This is a genomic window from uncultured Muribaculum sp. (assembly GCF_910583865.1).
Taxonomy (GTDB): Bacteria; Bacteroidota; Bacteroidia; order Bacteroidales; family Muribaculaceae; genus Muribaculum.
Genome location: NZ_CAJTYX010000035.1, coordinates 1 through 19,990 on the forward strand (window position 1 = coordinate 1; position 19,990 = coordinate 19,990).

At 53.5% G+C, this 19,990-nt stretch carries 13 protein-coding genes; 1 reads left to right on the forward strand and 12 read right to left on the reverse strand.

All coding sequences use genetic code 11. The features are described from left to right. The first annotated feature begins 88 nt into the window (after nt 1-88). Nucleotides 89-700: a hypothetical protein gene (locus QZ303_RS08210; RefSeq protein WP_295731560.1), complete on the forward strand. Its 612-nt coding sequence runs from the start codon at nt 89-91 to the stop codon at nt 698-700. A 95-nt stretch (nt 701-795) separates the two neighbouring features. Here QZ303_RS08210 and rlmN read toward each other — a convergent pair whose 3' ends face one another. The 12 genes from rlmN to argS all read right to left on the reverse strand — a co-directional run bounded on the left by rlmN (nt 796) and on the right by argS (nt 19,897). After that, a complete protein-coding gene (rlmN, locus tag QZ303_RS08215; RefSeq protein ID WP_295731563.1) occupies nt 796-1,836 on the reverse strand; it encodes a 23S rRNA (adenine(2503)-C(2))-methyltransferase RlmN in 1,041 nt (346 codons plus the stop codon). Nucleotides 1,837-2,221: 385 nt separating this feature from the next. Continuing rightward, nucleotides 2,222-4,390: a cation:proton antiporter gene (locus QZ303_RS08220; RefSeq protein ID WP_295731565.1), complete on the reverse strand. Its 2,169-nt coding sequence runs from the start codon at nt 4,388-4,390 to the stop codon at nt 2,222-2,224. A 177-nt stretch (nt 4,391-4,567) separates the two neighbouring features. Next, the gene (gene rpsO / locus QZ303_RS08225; protein ID WP_068962168.1) at nt 4,568-4,843 is read right to left on the reverse strand and encodes a 30S ribosomal protein S15; all 276 of its coding nucleotides are present in this window, start codon (nt 4,841-4,843) and stop codon (nt 4,568-4,570) included. A 104-nt stretch (nt 4,844-4,947) separates the two neighbouring features. Continuing rightward, on the reverse strand, nt 4,948-5,280 hold the full coding sequence (locus QZ303_RS08230) for a DNA-directed RNA polymerase subunit omega (protein ID WP_295731570.1): 333 nt from the start codon (nt 5,278-5,280) through the stop codon (nt 4,948-4,950). A gap of 49 nt (nt 5,281-5,329) precedes the next feature. Further along, a complete protein-coding gene (locus QZ303_RS08235) occupies nt 5,330-6,139 on the reverse strand; it encodes an outer membrane protein assembly factor BamD (RefSeq protein WP_295731572.1) in 810 nt (269 codons plus the stop codon). A 484-nt stretch (nt 6,140-6,623) separates the two neighbouring features. After that, a complete protein-coding gene (locus QZ303_RS08240; protein WP_295731574.1) occupies nt 6,624-8,600 on the reverse strand; it encodes a hypothetical protein in 1,977 nt (658 codons plus the stop codon). A gap of 107 nt (nt 8,601-8,707) precedes the next feature. Next, entirely contained in the window at nt 8,708-10,114 is a 1,407-nt protein-coding gene (locus QZ303_RS08245; RefSeq protein ID WP_295731576.1) for a DUF4302 domain-containing protein, read from the reverse strand. Nucleotides 10,115-10,163: 49 nt separating this feature from the next. Beyond that, the gene (locus QZ303_RS08250; protein ID WP_295731578.1) at nt 10,164-11,489 is read right to left on the reverse strand and encodes a substrate import-associated zinc metallohydrolase lipoprotein; all 1,326 of its coding nucleotides are present in this window, start codon (nt 11,487-11,489) and stop codon (nt 10,164-10,166) included. Between the two features lie 24 nt (nt 11,490-11,513). Then, nucleotides 11,514-13,220: a RagB/SusD family nutrient uptake outer membrane protein gene (locus QZ303_RS08255; protein ID WP_295731580.1), complete on the reverse strand. Its 1,707-nt coding sequence runs from the start codon at nt 13,218-13,220 to the stop codon at nt 11,514-11,516. Between the two features lie 21 nt (nt 13,221-13,241). Next, the gene (locus tag QZ303_RS08260) at nt 13,242-16,571 is read right to left on the reverse strand and encodes a SusC/RagA family TonB-linked outer membrane protein (protein WP_295731582.1); all 3,330 of its coding nucleotides are present in this window, start codon (nt 16,569-16,571) and stop codon (nt 13,242-13,244) included. Nucleotides 16,572-17,267: 696 nt separating this feature from the next. Continuing rightward, on the reverse strand, nt 17,268-17,969 hold the full coding sequence (locus QZ303_RS08265; RefSeq protein WP_295731584.1) for a Bax inhibitor-1/YccA family protein: 702 nt from the start codon (nt 17,967-17,969) through the stop codon (nt 17,268-17,270). 143 nt (nt 17,970-18,112) lie between these two features. Beyond that, nucleotides 18,113-19,897 (reverse strand): arginine--tRNA ligase, encoded by a 1,785-nt coding sequence (gene argS, locus QZ303_RS08270; protein ID WP_295731586.1) that lies wholly within the window; start codon nt 19,895-19,897, stop codon nt 18,113-18,115. Between the last annotated feature and the right edge of the window lie 93 nt (nt 19,898-19,990).

Below are 19,990 nucleotides of genomic sequence, written 5' to 3' on the forward strand. Positions count from 1 at the left end.
TCTGCCTTTCAAGATGTTGGACTCTCTGATTTATGGTTTAGCGGACAGTAATAAACTGAAAACAAATCAATTCACATACAAAATCCTCATGTCAAAGACAATCAAATCAGCAGCCGCGATTCTCGCCTGCGCATCAATGGCTATCTCCGGATGTTCCGACAAGGCACGATTCACGGATTCATGGACAAGTATCTCCCCTGTCAACCTATCCGCAAGCGTTTCCGACGCCACAAGAGCGACCGCCGGGATATCAATCGACTTCCTGGAGAACGAGAATAAGGACGGAGGACCCGTGACCATCGCCGCCGATATCGACGTGATAAAGACCGTCAATACCGACTCCACTGCCTACGAGCTGGCCATACCGGCCTCAGCCTCCGTAAACGGGACCTGGACCTACGACATCGACGACAGCGATGACCTGCTGCTCAACCTCGACCTGCCATCAATGAAAGTGACAGTCGCCCCCGACGCCATCACCATAACAGGCAACCTTCCCTCCGGAGCTGACGACAAGTCTGTAAAGGCAGAAGCGGCATCCGTATGTGAGCGACAGCTCACGCATGCCCTTTTCCCCTACTTCTCACGCTTCGCCGTAATCGACGACATAAAAGTAGACGACAAGGGCACGAAGATGAGCTTCGAGCTTAAAGCCCCCAAAGAAAAGCTCACATTCATCAACACTGACGAAAAGCACTAATCCAAGAGGTCACCTAAAAGCGGTTACCAGACAAACACGTTCGGCGCGTAGGAATTCCTACGCGCCGAACGTGTTTGTCTGGTAGAACGGAGAGGTCACGCCCCCTTGCCGGCGAGCATACCGCAGGCGGCGGCGATGTCCTCGCCGCGCGAGGTGCGTATGGTGGCCGTGATGCCGAGCTGGTTGAGGCGGTCGCGGAATGCAGTCATGGTGTCGGTGTCCGACGTGCGCAGGTCGCAGTCGGGTATTGCATGGAAGCGGATGAGGTTGACGCGCACATCCAGTCCGTGAAGCATCCGGGCCAGAGCCTGCGCATGGCGCAGATTGTCGTTGAGGCCTCCCCACATTATATACTCCACCGACAGGCGCCTCTGATGGGCGAAGTCGTAGCCGCGCAGCAGGGCGAGCACATCCTTCAGCGGGTAGGCGCGCTCCACCGGCATCAACGACGCGCGCTCGTCGCTGAACGGGGAATGCACGCTGATGGCCACGTGTACCTTGGTGGCGTCGAGCAGCGTGCGCAGGTTGTCGAGCTTGCCGATGGAGCTTACCGTGATGCGCTTCGGACTCCATGCCAGCCCCCATGGGGCGGTCAGTATCTCTATGGCGGCGAGCACGGCGGGAAGGTTGTCCGTAGGCTCTCCCATACCCATGAACACGATATTGGTCAGGCTCTCCGACTCGGGGATCGACAACACCTGGTTGATGATCTGGCCGGCGGTGAGATTGCCGTGGAATCCCTGCCGCCCCGTCATGCAGAACCGGCATTCCATACGGCAGCCGGCCTGGGAACTTACGCACAGCGTGGCCCTGTCACGGTCGGGGATATACACGGCCTCTATGTCCCGCCCTCCCGCGCCGTCAAACAGATATTTCACCGTGCCGTCGACACTGCGCGCCTCGGCCTTGGGCGCAGTGCGTCCGATCGTGTAGCGCTCGGCGAGGCGCGCACGGGCGGTTTTCGACAGATTGGTCATGGCGTCGATGCTGTCGGCGCGCTTCTCGTAGAGCCACTGTGCCATCTGCTTGGCGGCAAACGCGGGCATACCGCACTCGGCGGCCACGGCGCGCAGCCCGTCGAGGGTCATCCCTATCAGAGGGACAAGAGTGGATTGTTGGGATTGTGTCGCTTCCATGAGTGCAAATTTAGCATATCTGCCCGACATAGGCGCGCACCCCCCGCAGGATACCCGCAGAAAAAGCGCTGCCACCCCCATCACGAGGCGGCAGCGCGCATGTTCAACAACATTGTGTGTTCTCCGTACAAATAAGAATAAATTTTATGTTTTAATTCGTTTGATGTGGCAATATGATCTCCTTTTGGTTCGCTAAAGGTAGATAAAAAAACGGGAGGTTAAAAATACCCCCCCCCGTTTTAATATTTATTAACTATTTTTAGTTTATTCATCGGCCTCGGGCTACTGAAGCCACAGATGCACGGTGTCTACATCGCCACGTAGGGCTGTACCCAAGGTGCAGCCGCCCCCGGATGCGCCTCGGACAAGCCACCGGACAATCATCCTACAGGTCGATCTTCTTAACACGGTTGCGCTGCGTGAAACGCTTGCGCAGGATGATCATGCGCCTGTAGAACGAGGCGATGCGCACCCACAGCGACGAAGGAGTGGCCGTGAAGTCGGAAGCGAGCGGGTCGATGGCCGAAGGCACGTTCTCCCGTGCGCCAAACTGCTCGGGATAGATGACCACGAGATTGTTGCGCGAGAAATATTTCTGGAGGAACATCGGCAGCTCGTCCATCGACGAGCTGAACGACACCGACGAGCGCCGGGCGTTGACCACCACGAAAAGGTCGTCGTCGAGGATATGGTTGGCAAGGAGCACGAAGTCGTCCCACCCTTCCACGTCGCGATACTCCGAACGGATCTCGAAGCGGTCGCGCATAAGCACACCGCGCACACACCGGCGCGTGTCAGCGTTGCAGCAGAAGATTATGCGGCATCCAATCTGGCGCGTGAGCCGTCCGAGCGAATTGACCCAACGTGCGAAGCCGGTCTCATACTCCGCCTTCGGGGGCACCACCACCACTATGCGCGTCACGGCGTTGACAGGTATGAAGCAGCGGGCGATGAGCACCATCTTGCTTGTCGACTTGATGAGCTGCTCGATCTTGGAGCCGAAAAACGAGTCGATCACGGTGGCCTTGCGGTGCATGCCGATGATCACCTCCGAGACATCGCGCTCCTTAATGGTGTTGACCAGGCCTGCGGTGACGTTGAGGTCGAAGCGCTCTATCGGCTCGATACGGAGGTCCATCGCCGCCGCAGCCTGCTGCGCCTGCTCCAGGCATGTGCGGCCTATGGCGCGGTGGCCAGGGGTGTCGTCGGTGATGATGTTGAGGGCATATAGGCGCGACTCACGCGAGGGGTTGTACATGAGCACGGCGAAGTCCACGAGCGACGAGGCCGTCACGGGATTGCTCACGGAGATAAGCATGTTGGACGGCCCGCGGCGCGTGGCGGCATCAGGAGCGCCGGTGTCGTCGCTGAGCATCGCCACACGCATGCGCGTGGCGGCGCGCTCGGTGATGATGGAGGAGATGGCGCAGGTGACGAGGATCATCACGATGGTGCCGTTGAGCACGTCCTCGTTGAAGATGCCCATGCGAAAGCCGATCATCACGGCGGCGAGCGTGGCTGCGGCCTGGGCGTTGCTCAGGCCGAATATCATGCTCCGGTCGAGGCTCGACATGCGGTAGGTGAGCTGCGTGAGCCATGCTGCGAGCCATTTGCACAGGGTGGCCACGACCGACATGACGGCGGCCACGTAGAGCGTCTGCCACGATGACACCACCACGTTGACGTTGATGAGCATGCCCACGCCGATCAGGAAGTAGGGTATGAAGATGGCGTTGCCGACAAACTCGATGCGGTTCATCAGCGGCGACATGTTGGGTATGTAGCGGTTGAGCACGAGGCCGGCATAGAACGCGCCGAGCACGCTCTCAAGCCCGATGGCCTTGGCGGAATAACTGGCGAGGAACACCATCGCCAGCACATAGATAAACTGCGTTACAGGCTCGGAATAGCGCTTGAAGAACCACCGGGTGAGCCTCGGGAAGAGGTAGACTATCACGAGGCAGTAGGCCACGAGCCTGCCCAGGAGCGCCAACAGCCCCAGGGCGCTGAACTCGCCGTCCTCCCATATGCCCACGATGGCGGCGAGCACTATGAGAGCGCCGAGCACAGTGACAATCGTGCCGGCTATGGTGATGATCACCGCAGGCGACTTGTTAAGCCCCAGACGGCTCACTATGGGATAGGCTATGAGCGTGTGGGAGGCATACATCGACGCGAGCAATATGGCCGTGAGCCAGCTGTAGCCGAGCATCCACACCGACGTGAGGGTGCCGAGCACCATCGGCACGATGAATGTGTACAGTCCGAAAGTCAGACCCTTCGACATGTTCTTCTTAAGATGGTACATGTCGATCTCGATGCCCGCGAGGAACATCAGGTAGAGTATGCCCACCTGCCCGAATATCTCGAAACTGGCGTCGCGGCTCAGAAGGCCTATCCCGTAGGGACCGATGGCCACCCCCGCCACGATCATGCCGATGATGTGGGGTATTTTGAGCCGGTTGAGCAGGATGGGCGCAAGCAGGATGATGACCAGCACGATGAAGAATATCATCACGGGGTCGGTCACCAGTGGAGTTATAGTGGCTATCATGCTCATGGTCGGAATGGAAACATTGTTATAGATGGTTATATAACGCAAATTTACGAAAAAAGGATGTATCTACACAGATGATGAATGGCGTCACAGTCCAGTCCGGGCACAAAAAAACGGCGGTATGCCGAATTTTTCGACACACCGCCGCGATGGCTTTGTCGGGAAGAGGCCGGCTTACTTGCGGATGCCAAGCTCCTTCTGCGCGATGATGGCGCGGTAGCGGGTGATGTCCTTCTTGATCAGGTAGTCAAGGAGACGACGACGCTTACCTACGAGGGCCTTCAGGGCGCGTGCTGTAGTATAATCTTTGTGATTTGACTTGAGGTGTTCAGTCAAATGAGCTATACGGACTGAGAATAATGCTATCTGTGCTTCAGGTGAGCCAGTATCAGTCTTGCCCTTACCGTATTTCTCAAAGATGTTAACTTTTTCTTCAGAATTTAAGTGCATTCTTTCGAGAGTTAAGTATGTGAATAAATTGATTATGAATAATTTGCGCCGAAATCGGATTTCGGGCGCACAAAGTTAGCGAAATTTTTCCGGCCGGCGAAATTTCAGTCGAGATTTTTGTCGGTGGCGGGGTTGCGCCAGAAAATCTTGTCCTCAAGATATTCCTGCGTGGCGATTAGCGTGGGCTTGGGGAGCTTCTCGTAGTAGCGCGAGATCTCGATCTGCTCGCGGTTCTCTGAAACCTCCTCCAGGTTGTCGTTGAGCGACGCGAACTCCTGGAGCTTCTTCTCGAGGTCGTGCTTCATCTCGCCGGCGATCTGGTTGGAGCGCTTGGCGATGATGCACACTGTTTCGTAGATGTTGCCGGTAGGCTCGGCCATCTTCACAAGGTCGCGGGTGGTGGTGTTGAGAGGAGCGTTTGTTTTCTTGTAGTCCATTATGATGAATTAAGAAATTATTCTTTTGGCAATAAGGAGATTATCAAGGCTATTCGTTCACATACTTGCGGGCGATCTTGAGGATGTTGTCGGCCTCGCGCCGGTAGTGGCTGTCGGGCCAGTTGTTGGTGAAGGAGTAATACTCGTCGACCACGTCGCGGAAGCGGTCGGCCTTCTTCTCCTCGACGCTCTGGTCGGCCTCCTGGTAGCGCGATTTCAGGATGAGCATTTCAAGATCTTCCTTGTATTTCGAATAGGGATAGTTCTTTATGGCGTTGCGGGCCACGATGATGGCCGACTCGTAGTTGTTGCCCATGTATGTGCCGAGGTTGTAGTAGAGCTGGGCGTTCTGCAGCTCCTTTAGGGTGAGCTTGTCCTGAAGCTCGAATATGGCCTGCTGCGCCACGGGCACCTTGTCGCTCTTGGGAAAATAGTCGAGGAATGCCTGTAGCTCCTCGATGGCTTTGATGGTCCCCGACTGGTCGAGCTGGGGCTCCGGCGAGTCGAGATAGTAGCCGTAGCCGGAATAAAAACGGGCCATCTCGGCGTATTTCCCTTTGGGATAGCGCGAATAGTAGGTCTTGAAGTACGCGCCGGAGGTCTCGTAGTCCTTGTTCTCGTAGTGGGAGAGGGCGAGGAGGTAGAGCGACTCCTCGGCCTTGGCGGTCCCCTTGAAGGAGGTCACTATGTCGGTCAGCACCGTGGCGGCCTGGGTGTATTTCTTCTGCTCGAAGGCACGGCGGGCGAAGTCGAGGCGGGCGTCGGCATCGGCCGATTTCAGCATGCGCTGGTATTCGCCGCATGAGGTGGCCATCACGGCGATCAGCGCCGAGACGAGTATGGTGAGTAGTCTTGACATAAGTTGCATTGATTCAAGCTGCAAAGTTAGTGAATCTTTGCCGGATTACCCACCCCCGCCCCTCAGCCGTTAATATTTTTTAACTACACATCCCCTCCATCCCCCCAAATAGCCGTCCTCCCCGCCCGGCGCCCACCCCCTCATGTCTCCGACATGCAACGGCAGCCCGGCGCCCCGATGCAGCCAATACGAATTCGTCAACCCGTAGGGATGTACCCCCGGTGCATCCGCCCCCCAATCCCCCCGGCTATCAATTGCTTTGAGGATGCCCCGGGGGTACATCCCTCCGGTTTCACGGCAACCCGCCACCGGGGAATTCAAAAAATTAGCTGTTATTAATTCAATTCCATGTATTTTTTCAATTCCATTTTATCTTATTGGAAGAGGCGCGGACGGAAGCCCTGCAAACAGGGATATGCGTGACGGGGCATTCTGCCGCAGCCTCCTTTCATTGTCATTAAATGTGTGAGTCAAGGGAGCGGAATTACTTCACTACCTTCACAGCCTTCACGCTACCGTCGGCCATGGTCATCTTCTTGATCATGATGCCCTTTGCCTCGCCTGCCACCTTGCGGCCCTGCAGGTCGAAGTACTCGGAAGCCACAGCCTCGCCGTCAGCGACAATGTCGCCGATACCCGAGAACTCATATGAAGGAATATTTATGGTAAGAGTCTGATTATAGTTGTGTAATTTAATCCAAGAGCCAGTAGGCACATCATCCATCACATAAACGTTAATTCTACGCTCTACAGAGGGGAATGTAACGCTTTGCCCAGGTACAGTATAATCATCCGCAGCACGAACATTCAAAGAGATCTTCTCCTTAAGATCTTCTGATGAATACTCCACAGAGTTTAAGAGATCTTCGGCACTCATATCGGAATAAGCTACTACCACGCCCATCGGATAATAATCCTCGCCCATACTGAATATTTCAGCATCAACTGAATTATTTTCAGCAGGAATCATATTATAAGTGTTTGACGAAGTAAATACGCCCATCGGGGTAATATAAGGATATGAAATCGCCAATTCGATTGGGAGCGCCGGATAATACTTCCTTTGAGGAGAGGTTTCACTAACCCTCCAGTTGAAATCTACCGGCACAGGAGCAAATCCGTCATCAAGAAGATACATGGCAAATACACCGTTACGATTCTGCATGTCTGCAGTTGCAATCGTATGTATGTCTGTTGCATCAAAAGAGAATTGGGGCGTACTGGGAACAAATGCATCCAGTCCGGCAATATCAGAATACAGGACAAGATAAAGAGAATTCGGCTCCAATATGATATATTCCTCCTCAGTTTCTTCGTCAAACAAATCCAATGTGACAAATGTCAAATCACTAGAAGTTACATCTTGATCTACAGTATAGATTCCGCTTGCAATCTCTATATATTTATCAACTGCGGAATCCCCCTCTCCTTCAGACTCTATCTTATAAAGCGTAACTGTAATTTCAGAACCGGCTTTAGCCTTGACACTCGTAGGCATTGCAATCTGCGAAAGAACACCTCCTTGGGAAGATGATCTAAAAGTCTGGGCATAGCCATAGAATGCACTCGCATCAATACCATACGCTTCCAAGTCATCTGCCAACATCCTATTTCGAAGATCATTACAGGAGACACCACTATAAAAGCCATTAGCATCCACACCTGCACCGATAACATTGCTATAGCCCAAGACTTCATCTGCATTACTGTAATTGGTAATCCATGAACGATACGCTCCATTGGTAAGTCTGTACCGGGTTGCATTAATACTCTCATCACCGGGGTTCAGTCCACCATTGCCACCTGGGTTTATCGATAACGGATAAAATTCGCCCTGTTCCGTAGTTCCAAGAGCAAATTCCTGATCTCCAACAGCCAAAATAGGAGCATCAACTCCATAATTCATAATCGGCATAGGTGCTAAAGAAGCCGAAAGATCGGCATCCGTAGACGTAGCCAATGCAGTATTATATTGCGAATGGAAGATTCCTGTTTCATACTGCCACTCCCAAGAGGCATCTTGGACAAAGTCGCCCTCACTGTTATAAGTAAAGTTAGGGAATGTAACTTCATGCCCGGCTGGAACTAACATATTGCCAAGCCCAAAATATACCGGCCCCACAATTTTCTCCTCGCCATTCTGTCCCTGATTCTGATATACCCACCAGATTGGGAAAAGTGCTCCGGAAGGATAACGATAATTAGGGAAAATAGTTGCCTCTGAATTAGTTTCCACCCGACTAACATTATTCTTAATCGGTGAGGCAGCATTCTTTTCCAAATTAGAGATAGAAAAGCCTGTAGTTGTAGTTTCAGCATTGATTCTTGCAGACATTTGAGTCTTAGCGTCTTTCAAGATATCATGCTGCGGCAACTTAACAACATTGACGACTTTAGGAGAGGCGGCATGGAGAAATAAAATACTTCCAACCGCCAAGGTTACTAATGTAAACTTTTTCATAAGCGTAAATATAATAAGAAATATTTCAATACACAAGTAATGAAAACTTTAAAGAAACATGGTGACAGTCATTCAAATTTCCCGCCGACCATGTCCCTTTAAAATCGTTATCGTAAATTTACTATAAATTGTTCGGAAGAATCATTAACGTTGGTAAAGTATAACCGTTCCGGAGCCATTGGAGAATTAGTGGTAACCTTCCAGGTCACGGAAGAGATATGTGCGAGTAATTGCTGCATGGCAGGTACACGGCTGGTACGTGTAACACCATTATTGTCACCCTCATGACCGGAGAAAGACATCTTTATTGTACCATCTTCACCATATGTGTAATCCCCGTACAGAGAGCCAAGGGATGATACGCGCTTCACTCTCATAGTAAGAGCGTAACGCTTAGCCATCGCATTGTAATTGAAATACAAGTACTGGAGTCCTTGATAGGAATTATTAGCGGTAAATCCTGCTACAGTCTCATCAATCAAGGTTTTCATAGCACCTGTCGCGCTCTCAAAATCAATGTTCCAAGAGAACGTAGACATGCCGAAGATTTCGGGGTATGAACTGTTGAGGGCAAACTCGACGGGGCGGTCTGTGCAGGAGAGGGTGCCGTCATCGTTGAAGGTGAAGTTCTGGATGGCGAGATCGGCGAGACGGTCCTCGAAGCCTTTGTAGGGTTCGCGCAGGCGGATTCCGTCAGGAGTGTAGAGGAACGGGATCTTTACGGTCTCCATCACGGGATCATCGTCATCAGCAACAATGTGCATAACCCCTTTGGAAAGATTCGAGAGATGCAGTTCGTGGCCGTCCACCACCATCTTGAGGTCGCCGAAACGGTTGGAGAACGTGTTGGCGGCGCGGTTGTTGGCCTGTGCGAAGTATTGGTCCCAGTCAGTGTCGGGAGCAAGACGGCGCATGCGCATGTTGACACGTGTCTTTTTACCTCTCAGGATAATCTCGTCGGCTGATTTCGACATGATCACGAACTCATAATCGCCGTTATGACCATACCCGTTCTCGTTTACATCGTCGCCGCTATCATCAAGCGGGCCTTCGGGGAATGGTACATTGTCGATATTGTACTTCGAGGAAGGCAGATTGTAGGGCGACGAAAAGATGTGGAGCATCTTGTTGAACGTGTCGAACGTGAGCACAGGGCCGTCGTCAGAGATCATTTTGTAGAGCGACGTCTCACGCTGCACTGCATAGCGATCCGTTGACATGAAAGCATTGGCCACCCATGCGTTTGAACCGGCCATCTCGACAGACTCGTCATTGTTGAATTTCATGAGAATGACGTAGCCCGACTCCCAGTCGTTGTCGGCAAAATAGGACAATTCCCATCCGGCAGGAGCGTGCTCCTTAACGAGGAGAGCCTTTGTTTCGGCCTTGGCAGCATCCATGCGCACGGCAGCGCTTTGGTCGAAGATGTCGTCCTCCTTGTTGGAACAGGAGACGGCAGCAGCGGCGAGAAGCAGCATGGCAGATACGGTAAGGAATCCGTTATATAGTTTCATCGTAGTTGATTCAAAAATCTGTTAATAACAAAGTTGCGAATTATACGCGTTATTTATTCTTCCCGGTAGCGGGATTGTCGATAGGGGCGAGGAGTTTCGTTATGTCGATTTTGCTCTGACGGCTTTGGACTGTATCACGAAGTTCGTCGAGATCAATATTCCATGCGGACGCAAACCATTCCCGCACAATGGACACTTTCTTCTCAAGGTTGGCCGCACCGTCCTGCCCGTCGGTATCCTCCACGGGGAACACTTCTATTCCACGATCGGTATAGTTCTTTTTAAGCCACTTTTCGAAGTCGGCGCCGGTCTTGAATTTCTCCTTGCCACCTTTGAAGTTGTAGAACTCGAAGTAATTCTTTCCGTCCTGGGTGTAAGTACGGTGGGCGGAATTATCCTTATCGACGGTAAGCTCCATGTCGGTGAGATAGTAGACCTGGTCTTTCTCGACAAACTGGCCGATATAAGTCCTGAAACCCTTGTCCTTCTCCTCGTTATTACGGTTATACCAATAGCAAAAAGTGTACTTGTCCATCAACGCGTCGTAATTTGCCGCATCGTTGAACATACCCATCAGATCCCATGTGACATAGATATCATCGATTTCCTTCCAACCTTTACCGGCACACCACATAGTGAAATCCCACTCATCTTTGGTTCGGGTGATATAGTTGGCGCAAGTCTCGGCGAAATCCTCGCGTGCCTGACCGGAGGCATAGGGAGAGGAGAATCCGAGCGAACATGTAGTGCCACCGATACGCTCCTGCCACGTATTAGGCTCATAGTGGGCGGCATTTATGCGGTCAAATTCCTGCGGATATGTCTTGGTCTGATGGAGAATATGGGAGAACTCATGATGCATGGTCTTGAAGTACATTGCATTGAGTTGTTCCGCATTCTCAGGGTCGAGCTTATTCACTACGAAGAGCGACACTTTCAGACCACCCTCGGCAAGACCGAGGATTTCAGTTCCGGTGGAGGGATTTACGGCAGCAGAACCGATGATATGCAACATTTTCGGGCCGTATTTACCGAGGAATATGCTATCGCCCGTAATCACGTCGTACACGTCATACCAGAGATATTTTGTGAGTACGGCAAGTTCCTTGGCTTTGTCGAGAGATGCCGGCACGAGGTTGTAGTCCGGATCGGTGGCAAGCGACTTCATGCGATAGGTGAAAGTCATATTATAGCGGTCGCGATAGTTCCTTGTCACCCATTTGTCGAAATTATATGTAGGCGAAGTGGGATCGAGCACTTCAGGATCTACCTGGAAAATCGATGTGGAATCGAGCTCGTCATCCTTGCTACAGGAAACGAACGTTCCTGCGATTGCGAGGCATAGCGCCGAACCTAATATATATTTTTTCATCATAATGAAAATCTACAGTATTTAATATTACGGACGTGGAGTCAATGGCTTGATATAGCTTTCGGAGGAGAGAATGGCGCTACCTGCTTCGCCACCTGAGGGGAGACGGTCGTTGGAGGGGAAACCGGCGGAAAGCACGTCTGCCGGAATCTGGAACGCACGGCGAGGATCGCCGAGGGCGAGGGTCTCTACGCGCGAACGACCGATTTTGTGGGTGATGACAATACCGTTGCGGCGGATGTCAAACCAGCGGTCGCCCATATCGATACGTTCGAGACGGCGGAAGTGGAGCACACACTGCACCAAATTCTCGATGTCGGAGCCGAAAGCCCACGCGGCATTGGCGGGAGGACATACCTCATCTATATGGATAGGGCTTACTATGCCGTTCTTCACCAATCCGTACGCCTGATCTGCATCGGTATAGAAATTATTTATCACCTCAAGAGTAAGATCGGCAGAAGGTTTGTCGTTGACAGGAAGATTTGTCCAACGGTTGCGATCCCAGTAGCGGAGATCGGAAACAGCCTCATTGATCTTGCGCATGTAGATGCGAGCCTCCGCACGGGTCAGCAGCACCTCTTCGGCGGTAAACTCGGGACGGATATGATGGACAAATCCGATACCGGCAATCTTGTCGGTGTATTCGAAGAATTCCATCATAGGCCCGAATATAGAGCCGTACTCGCTCTGACCGCGATAATAGAGTTTGTTCTGCATGCAAGGGTGGAAATTGTAGCCGGTCCACGTCGGGCCGGGCGAATGGGTGGTGGCATTCTTTGCCTCACGGTTGTGGGCATACTTCCCTGCACATACTCGATAATATATCGAAGAAGTCGGGATGAGCATCAGCACGCCGGGATCGCCATCACTTACCCACGCATTGGTAAGCGATTCGCTCGTGGAATAAGTGCTTCTCCAGAAAGTACGCAAAGAAGGCTCCGCATTGTCTCCACCGAGGGCAACAGAGGCGTATTTCTCCGCGAGGTCATACTTACGGGCAAAAAGGAAGAAGCGCGCTGCAAAGGCGTTGGCCGACCTGCGCATGAAATGGTACTTCGAGGCCTGAGGATGGAGATTGTCGGCGACAAGAGGGAGGCCGGCAAGAAGGTCTTTCTCGATTTTGTCGTAAACGTCGGCGAGGTTGCCACGGTCATACTGAGGCTTTACCTCAGTCTCTATACCGGTCATGTAGGGGATGCCCGGTATGGTCTTTGATGCATCCGGTCCGGCATAAGGCAGACAGAAGAGGTTGGCCAGCAAGAAGTGGTGGTAAGCACGACTTACGAGTGCCTCGCCTTTCTGACCTGCAACCTCGTCGCCACGCCCCTCGGTCTCAAGCTTTTCTATGGCCTGAAGGGCATAATTGCAGACGGCAATCGCATGATAGGCGTTGCTCCATACGTGGGAGGGGGAATCCTGCTGGATACCGCTCTTTATATCCTCCCATGCGAAAGCCTCGTCGTCGGCGGGCGTAAAATTTTCATAGCCAGCGAGATTATAGCGCACACCGTTCTCGTCGGGTGAAGTGTTGTCGACGATATTGTCTGATGACAGTTCGCAGATAGTGGCATGGTTGCCGTCGGAGTAGGCATTGACCAAAAGCTGGGTCACCTGCGTGGGTGTGGATATGGTCACACGGTTGTCGGGCGTATGGTCGAGGAAGTCGTCGCATCCTATAAGAGCGACAACCATCCCCGCCATGGGTATATATTTGAGATTCTTCAGTTTCATTGTACTAAGAATTATGGGAGATTAGAAGCCGAGACGTACGGTGAATGTGAACTGCTTCGGAGTCGGGGTGGCGACACCTCCGGAGTTGAAGAACTCGGGGTCTTGTCCGTTGAGCTTCTTGTCGGAGTAGATAAGGAAGAGGTTGGTGGCAGCGAGCTTGAACGATGCGGAACGCATGCGCAGCTTCTGCATGAACGATGCAGGCACGTCGTAGGTGACGGAGATGTCCTTCATGCGGATGAAGTCGCCCTTGGCTATGCGCGCCGTAGAGTAGTTGTAGGCATTGTAGGCATAGCTTAGGTAGGAATCGTTGTGCGTCTGTACCTTCGAGGCGATAACCGGAATGTCGGTGTACTTCTCGTCACCGGGGTTTATCCAACGGTTCTTGAACTCACGAGGCATGGCGGTAAGGTCGTCGTAGGACTTCGCAAACACGGGGTCAAGACGAATCTTGTTGCCGAACGAGTAGGTGATGAACACGTTGGCATGCCAGTTGCGCCAGCGGAACACGTTGCCGAAACCGCCGGTAATCGTCGGGTCGGAAGGTCCCTCATAGACAAGGTTGTCAAGATGCTCGAACTCCTGGAAGTTGAGGTCGGATGTTGTCAGCTTGCCCTCCTGATTTATGAAAGTAGGCAGACCTTCGTCGTTCAGCCCCATGAATGGGATGGAGAAGATGGCGCGCACGGGATAGCCCTGAAGGGGATAGCCGCTACCGGTGACAAGATCAATCACACGCGACTGTGCGTCAAGGTTGGTAATCTTGTTCTTGGCGTAGGCAAACGTAAGGTCGGTCGACCATGAGAAGTCACGGCCCTGGAAATTACGTGTCGAGAGGGTAAACTCAACGCCATGCGAAGCCATTTCAGCCACGTTGGCATATTTCTGGTTTTCACCGCCGACACCCTGGGTGAACACCGTGCCGATAAGGTCGTAGTTGTTACGCTTGTACCAGTCGAACACGAGGTTGATGCGGTTGTTGAAGAATCCGAGGTCGACACCGAGGTTAAGCTCGTGCTTCTTCTCATAGGTAAGCTCGCCGTTGGCAATCGACTCAAGCTGGATACCGAGTTCCTTAACGGAACTTAGTGGACGCCACGGATTGTAAGGGTTGAATATAGCCGTAGCATTAGACACGTAGTCCGGACCCGAATCGGCTGTCAGTGAATAGGACGCCTTAAGGGTGGCGTGGCTGAAAGTGGGCATCAGACGTTCCCAGAACGACTCTTCGTGGGCGTTCCATGCACCGGACACGTTCCATGTCGGCAGCCAACGCGACTTGCGTGCTTTGCCGAGCTTGTTGGTACCCTCATAGCGAGCCGTACCGGTGATGATGTAGCGTGCGGCATAGGAGTAAGTGGCGGTGCCGAAGAATGCGGCGCTGCGGCGGTAGGTCCACTGGTTGGAGTAATAGGTGGATCCCTCTTCTACCTGCTGCTTGAAGAGATTGTAGTCGATGAAGGGTATGTTGCCGTTCTCGTAGCAGAAACCCCATCCCTGGAACGACACGGCATTGCGGTCGGTCTTGGCGATTTCCGTACCCACCATGGCGTTGATGATGTGGTCGCGGTTGATGGTGGTGTTGTACTGAGCGTTGAAGCGGAAGTCGAGCTGCGAGATAGAGTATGCATTGTTGAAGTAGATACCACCCTGCGGGAGCACCGTTGTCGGGAGGGCATTGGGGTCGTCGGGGTTGGTATAGAGATACTTGTTGGCATCGCGGATGGTGGCATCCTCGGGGATGATACCTGCGCGGTAGGCGTTGGCCTGGTTGGAGTTATCCTTCACAAAGTGCTCGGATGTGGAGCGCTGGTAGCGGTATGAACCGATGGCGTTGAGGTCGAGCCCCTGGAAGGGACGCCAGTTGAGTTCACCCTGGAACTTGAGGTCGGTCACGCCAAGCTCGATGTAGTTGTTCTCCAGCTCGTCCTTGATGTTGAAGCCGGCGTAGTTGCGGGTATAGCGCTCGTCGGCGTCGAGCGTACGCGACGTGTTGAGTGCGTAGCTATAGGGGTTGATGTCGAAGCCGCGCTTCACCTCGCCGGAAACGACGTCGGTCTCCTGCGACAGGGTGCCCGGAGCGTGCTGCTTGCGGTAGCTGTCGGAGGTAAGGAGGGTGACGCGCACTGTCGGTGACACATCATAGGAAGCGTTGCCGTTGAAGGTGTAACGCTGCACTTTCGACGAGATGGTCCATCCCGGATCGTTCATCACCGAGATTGACGAGTAGAAGCGGCCCTTGTCAGTACCGCCAGACATGCTGACGGCATGGTTCTGCATGATGTTGCTGTTGAACAGCTCGTCGAACCAGTCTGTATTGCGGAACTCGGCCTTGCGCAGGTAATCATACTGTGCCTCCTGGGTATTGGCGAGGCCGTACTTACCTGTGGCAGGATCATACGTGTTGATGAGCTGGTACATCTTTCCGAACACGCCGGATTCGGAGGCCTTGGCAAGCGACGAAAGCTCCAGCCAGCCCTTTTCGAGCATCTCCTTGTAGACACCCATCTGCTCCTGCGAGTTCATGATGTTGAAATCGCCGTAGCGGGGCTTCATGCGGTAGGTGAACTCGCCGGTGTAGTTGAGCGTGGTCTTGCCGGCCTGCCCTTTCTTGGTGGTCACGACAATCACGCCGGCCATGGCACGCGCACCATATATAGATGTAGCGGAACCGTCCTTCAGGATCTGGAACGACTCGATATCGTCGGCGTTGAGCCCGGCGATGGCCGAGGAGATAAGCGTGGTGGCATCACCCGACGAGAGGTCGTCGGCGGATACCTCTACGGCATCCTCAAGCACTACGCCGTCGACCACCCACAGGGGCTTCGACGCACCGTAGATCGACGTGGCACCGCGCACACGGATCTTGGGGGCAGTACCGAACGTGCCCGACACGTTCTGCACCGACACGCCGGCAGCGCGGCCTTCAAGGGAGCGCGAGATATCGCTCACGCCCGACAGGCGTGCGTCCTCCGCATCGATTTTGGTGGTGGCTCCGGTGAATAATCGCTTGTCCATCTTCGACATACCTGTAACCACTACCTCGCCCAGCACCTGCGAATTGCTTTCAAGCTTTACGGTGACGGGAGAAGATGATGCCTTTACCTCGGCAGGTTTCATGCCCACGTAGGTAATCACGAGGGTGGAGCCTGACGACGGTACGTTCAGCGAGAATTTGCCGTCGAGGTCGGTAGACGTGGCAATGGCTGCTTTGCCTTTGACCGCCACCGTGGCGCCAATAAGAGGCTCATCATCTTCTGCGGAATAAACAACGCCTGTTACACGGACCTGCGCCCACATCCACAAGGATGCGCACAGCGTCAACAATAACAGCATAATTCTTTTCTCCATAGAATTGAATGTAATAATGATCTTTAGGCGCGACTCTCAATTAATATTAACACTACTCCCGGACGGTCGCACTAAAATATAATCCGGAGAGGTGCGTCGATAGACTTTCTCAATTGCGCCACCGCCATAGCACCACGGTGACGCCGTTTCGTTGTCCTTATCTACCGGAAACCCGCAAGTTTCCGATTGGATTTACAAAGGTATGCCAATTGTTTTAGAAAACAAAACATTACGTGTTAATTTTAAAGTTAAAAAGCCATTATGCTACACGGAGGGGGCTTTGGCTATCATTTTGCAACGCAAACCGTCGACAACGACGTGCACCACAAGGGCGTCGCATCTTCAAATATGAATTCATAATGCAATATATCCCTAATAATCAATATATTAAATGGGGGGGGTAATTCACCTCCATAATGTTCGATTTTATAATTTCCGGCCCGTGATACATGCATCCCGGACAGCAAAATAGCCCCGAAAAAGCCATTACTGACTATTCCAATTAGCATTTAGTAACAATCTGACACTTCGATATGTCAAAATACCTTTCACCGTCCGCATGAAAAAAAGAGGCAATTTGTTAAAATCCTCGGCCCGTCCGACCGGTCTGACTCACCTCCCCGCAAAAAAGTTGGCGTTGTGTCGAAAAATTTCGACACAACGCCAACTTTTTTTGTATTTATCGCGCCGGTCCTGTCAGTCGCGGCTGCTTCCGAAGAAACGGAGCAGATAGAGGAACAGGTTGATGAAGTCGAGATAGAGCGTCAGCGCCCCGATTGTGGCAAGACGTCCGTCGACCATCGCGCCGGCCTCGGCCCACTCCTTCACCTTCTGGGTGTCATAGGCCGTCAGACCGATGAATATCAGCACACCGGCGGCGGAGATGATCCAATCGAGGGTGCTGTTGGCCCAGAAGATGTTGACCACGATGCAGATGATCAGCCCGAACAGGGCCATGTAGAGGAAGGAGCCGATCTTGGTAAGGTCGTTCGACGTGAAATAGCCGTAAACACTCATGGCGCCGAACGTCCCCGCCGTGATGAGGAACGTCTTGAATATCGAGTCGAAGCTGTAGGCGGCGAATATCAGCGAGAATACCACGCCGTTGAGCACCGCATAGAGATAGAAAAGCCCCGTGGCAGTGCCGCTCGACATGCGCTTAACGCCGCCGGCGATCGAGTAGACCATAACAAGCTCGACGATGAGCAGCCCCCAATACACCCACGTATGGGTGGCGAGGAAATATGTCAGGCCCGGTATGGCGCCGACCATAAACGCGGCGGCCGTGGTGACGAGCAGCGCCAGGAACATCTTGAGGTAGACGCGGCGCATCACCTGCGACACGCGCATGTCGAGAGCCTCCTGGCCGCCATAGTTGTTGTAGTTCTGAGGATACATAATAATAATGTGTTGGTTCAGTTTGTTGTGAATGCTCCGGGAGCGTTTGATGCCACGAGGGCTCCTGTGTCCCGATTACTTTACAACGTTTAGACTGAGTTTATTAAGGAAAGATTAATGTTAAATCACGTTAAACCGTTCCGTTACATGCGCTCGGGCACCTCGATTCCGAGGAGCCACATCCCCTTGCGCACCACTTCGGCGGTAAGCGCGCTCAGGGCAAGACGCATGGCGCGGACCGCCGCGTCAGGCTCGTTGAGGATCGTGCAGTCGTGGTAGAACTGGTTGTACTCCTTCACCAGCTCGTAGACGTAGTTGGCCACAAGCGCCGGCGAATAGCTGCGCCCGGCCTCGGCCACCAGTGCAGGGAAGTCGGCAAGGTGCTGTATGAGCGAGGTCTCCTTCTCGTTGGGGGCCACCGTGTCATACCCCTCGATGGCCACGCCGGCCTCGGCGGCCTTGCGGAGCACCGAGCGGATGCGTGCGTAGGTGTATTGTATGAACGGCCCGGTGTTGCCGTTGAAGTCGATCGACTCCTTGGGGTTGAACGTCATGTTCTTGCGCGGGTCCACCTTCAGCAGGAAGTATTTCAGCGCGCCCATCCCCACGATGCGGGCAGTCTCGTCGGCTTCCTCCGGAGTCATGTCGCCGCGCCCGCGCTCGTTGCTCACCTCGCGTGCGCCCTGTATCATCTCGTCCATCAGGTCGTCGGCGTCCACCACCGTGCCCTCGCGGCTCTTCATCTTCCCCTCGGGAAGCTCCACCATGCCGTATGAGAAGTGCACCAGGTCCTTGCCCCACTTGAAGCCCAGACGGTCGAGAAGCAGCGAAAGCACCTGGAAATGGTAGTTCTGCTCGTTGCCGACCACGTAGATCATCTTGTCGATGGGATAGTCCTGGTAACGCAGCTTGGCGGTGCCGATGTCCTGCGTCATGTAGACCGACGTGCCGTCGGAGCGCAACAGCAGTTTGTGGTCGAGTCCCGCGTCGGTAAGGTCGGCCCACACCGAGCCGTCATCCTTGCGGTACATGATACCCTTCTCCAGGCCTTCGAGCACCTTGTCCTTACCTTCGAGATATGTCTCGCTCTCGTAGTATATCTTGTCGAAGTCCACGCCCAGGCGTTTGTAGGTCTCGTCAAACCCGGCATAGACCCAGCTGTTCATCGTGGCCCACAGGCCGCGCACCTCTGGATCTTTCTGTTCCCAGCGGCGCAGCATCTCGCGCGCCTCCTGCATCAGCGGAGCGGCGTTCTTGGCCTCCTCCTCGCCCATGCCTTTATCCATAAGGTCTTTCACCTCGGCCTTGTAGTGCTTGTCGAAGAGCACGTAGAAGTCGCCGATCAGATGGTCGCCCTTCTTGCCGGCCTTCTCGGGAGTCACGCCGTCGCCCCATTTCTGCCAGGCGAGCATCGACTTGCAGATATGGATGCCTCGGTCGTTGACGATGTTGGTCTTTACCACTCGGTTGCCGCACGCTCCCAATATGCGCGACAGGCTGAACCCGAGCAGGTTATTGCGCATATGTCCTAAGTGCAGGGGCTTGTTGGTGTTGGGCGACGAATACTCCACCATCACCAGCGGGCTGTCCTCACCGGCCTTGCGGAATCCGAAATCCTCGTCGCCGGCCATATGGCGGAGCATGGCGGTGAAGTATGTAGGCTCGATCACTATGTTAAGGAACCCCTTCACCACATTGTATCCCCTCACGGCAGGTTCGTTGTCCGTGAGCCAGTCGCCGATCTCCTTGCCGACGGCTTCCGGAGCCTTGCGGGCGGCTTTCACCCACGGGAACACGACTATGGTAAGATTTCCCTCAAACTCCTTGCGTGTCGCCTGAGGCACGATGCTCTTCGCGTCAGTATCTATACCGTAGAGTGCGGCGACGGCCCGCGCCACCGCATCCTGTATGATGCTATCTATCGACATATGCTGTTTCTTTAATCAATTACATCGCAAAGTTACACATTTTCCCCCACAAAAGCCCCATCTCCAAACATTATCCCTATCCCTAATCTCCCT